The organism is Amycolatopsis sp. NPDC003676, from assembly GCF_053587275.1.
This window is the reverse complement of the sequence record NZ_JBSFNS010000260.1, coordinates 1-1,742: the sequence shown is the minus strand read 5'-3', so window position 1 is coordinate 1,742 and position 1,742 is coordinate 1. Positions and strand designations below refer to the sequence as shown.

Here is a 1,742-nt window from a genome sequence, read left to right as displayed (position 1 = left end):
GATCGGGTGATTGCGCGATGTAACCAACCGGTGATCCGGCGCTTCGTTTACCCAGGTGAAGGCGAGGCGTGGCCGCGGCCGGGGGCTGCGGCCACGTAGCGGAATCTGGGCTATGGAAGCGGCGAAACCGAGGTGGGGCGTGGCCACACCCGACGCGTGCCGGTCAGGTGAAGACTTCGTCGAGGGTGTCGGCGGTGAGTACTCGGCGTGCCCACAGACGCAACCGATCCAGATCCGCCGTCCGGACCCGTGCCGACAGCTCGGCGGGCACAGTGCCGAACTTCTCGATCAGCTGCTCGACCAAGATCTCGGCTCTGCCCCGCGCTTCACCACGAGCCTCGCCCTCGGCGCGCAGGCGCTCAGCTGTCGTCATGATCGCCTCCTTGGCGCGCGGACCGAGCTGTTCGATCACCGGATCCAGGTCTTGTTCGGGCGTATCGCCCACGATCAGGATATAGCTGAATGTCGGGCGGAGGTCGACGGTGGGATCGGCTTCCATGGCGCGTAGGTCCTCGACCAGCTCGAGAAATTCGACGGCGGCGAGACCATGCGAGCGAACCTACGCCGCCGGTGATGCCTATACGAATCACTCAAATCGACTATGCGCCAACCAGATACGAGAGACCACCTGGGATCCGGCGCTCCGGATCCCAGGGACGGGTCAGTCAGGCGGCGGCGCCGAGGCCCAGGGCTACCGCGACCGGGAGGAGGTAGAGCAGGGGGAAGGCGACGGTTTTGTACGAGCGGGCGCGGAGGACCGTGATGACCGCGCCGAGGAAGTAGAGGATGAGGGCGATGGCGGCGGTGATGCCGAGGGCGGGGATCCAGAGGCCGAGGAGCAGGCCGAGGGCGCCTGCGGCTTTGGCGAGGCCGAGGGGCGTCCACCAGGTTTGGGGGACGCCGTATTCGATCAGGGGGTCGACGACGAAGGGGGCTCGGCGCAGGAGCGAGAAGGCCGAGAAGCCGACCCAGAGGGCGGCGATGACGGTGACGATGATGTACGCGGTGTGCATGGGGAGCCTCCTTCGGCAGCCGCGTTGTTCGCGGCGTCTACCGAGGTGACGACGTAGCCGGGGTGGGTGTGACATCGCGGGGTCGATCGCCGAATCCTGGGGTGTCATCTGGTGATTCGTCGGTCGGGGCCCGTACTCCGGTCCGAGGCGGTGGCAGTACCGCAGACCGATGCGCGTGGCGGTCGGCGATTTCTACCGTCGGATCATGCGTACCCGAGTTCTTGCTCTCGCGATCTGCACAACCGCCGTGCTGCTGTCGTCCTGCACGACCGGTGCGGCGGAACCGCTGCCCTCAGGGGTCGCCACCCGCGCGGACACCGTGCAGGCGGATCTCGATGGGCTGATCGGCTCCGGCGCTGTCGGCGCGCTCGCGACGCTCACCGACAACGGCACCATCGTCCTGGCCGCGGGCACGACCGACCTCACGACGCCGATGCCCACCGATCCGCCGCAGCATGTCCGGGTCGGCAGTATCACCAAGACCTTCACCGCAGCGGTCGTGCTGCAACTGGTGGCCGAGGGCAAGGTCGAGCTCGATCGACCGGTCGATATGTACCTCCCCGGGCTGCTCACCGGGGACGGCATCGACGGTCGCGTCATCACGGTCCGGCAGATCCTGGGGCATCGGAGCGGGCTGCCCGAGCCGATCGAGGCCCTGGGGGTGGACGAGCACACGGCGGCGGCGCGGCTCGGGCGTACCTTCACTCCAGCGGAGGAGATCGCCCTCGC

At 68.0% G+C, this 1,742-nt stretch carries 3 protein-coding genes; 1 reads left to right on the top strand and 2 read right to left on the bottom strand.

Annotated features, from left to right (window positions below):
* Positions 1 to 163: 163 nt before the first annotated feature.
* Both ACWDNU_RS45470 and ACWDNU_RS45465 read right to left on the bottom strand, forming a co-directional pair.
* Positions 164 to 499: an RpnC/YadD family protein gene (locus ACWDNU_RS45470; RefSeq protein ID WP_355274038.1), complete on the bottom strand. Its 336-nt coding sequence runs from the start codon at positions 497 to 499 to the stop codon at positions 164 to 166.
* A 166-nt stretch (positions 500 to 665) separates the two neighbouring features.
* A complete protein-coding gene (locus ACWDNU_RS45465) occupies positions 666 to 1,013 on the bottom strand; it encodes a DoxX family protein (protein WP_355274041.1) in 348 nt (115 codons plus the stop codon).
* Positions 1,014 to 1,182: 169 nt separating this feature from the next.
* Between ACWDNU_RS45465 and ACWDNU_RS45460 the strand changes: the two genes are divergently transcribed.
* On the top strand, positions 1,183 to 1,742 hold a 560-nt coding region (locus ACWDNU_RS45460), incomplete at its 3' end, for a serine hydrolase domain-containing protein (protein ID WP_449673398.1).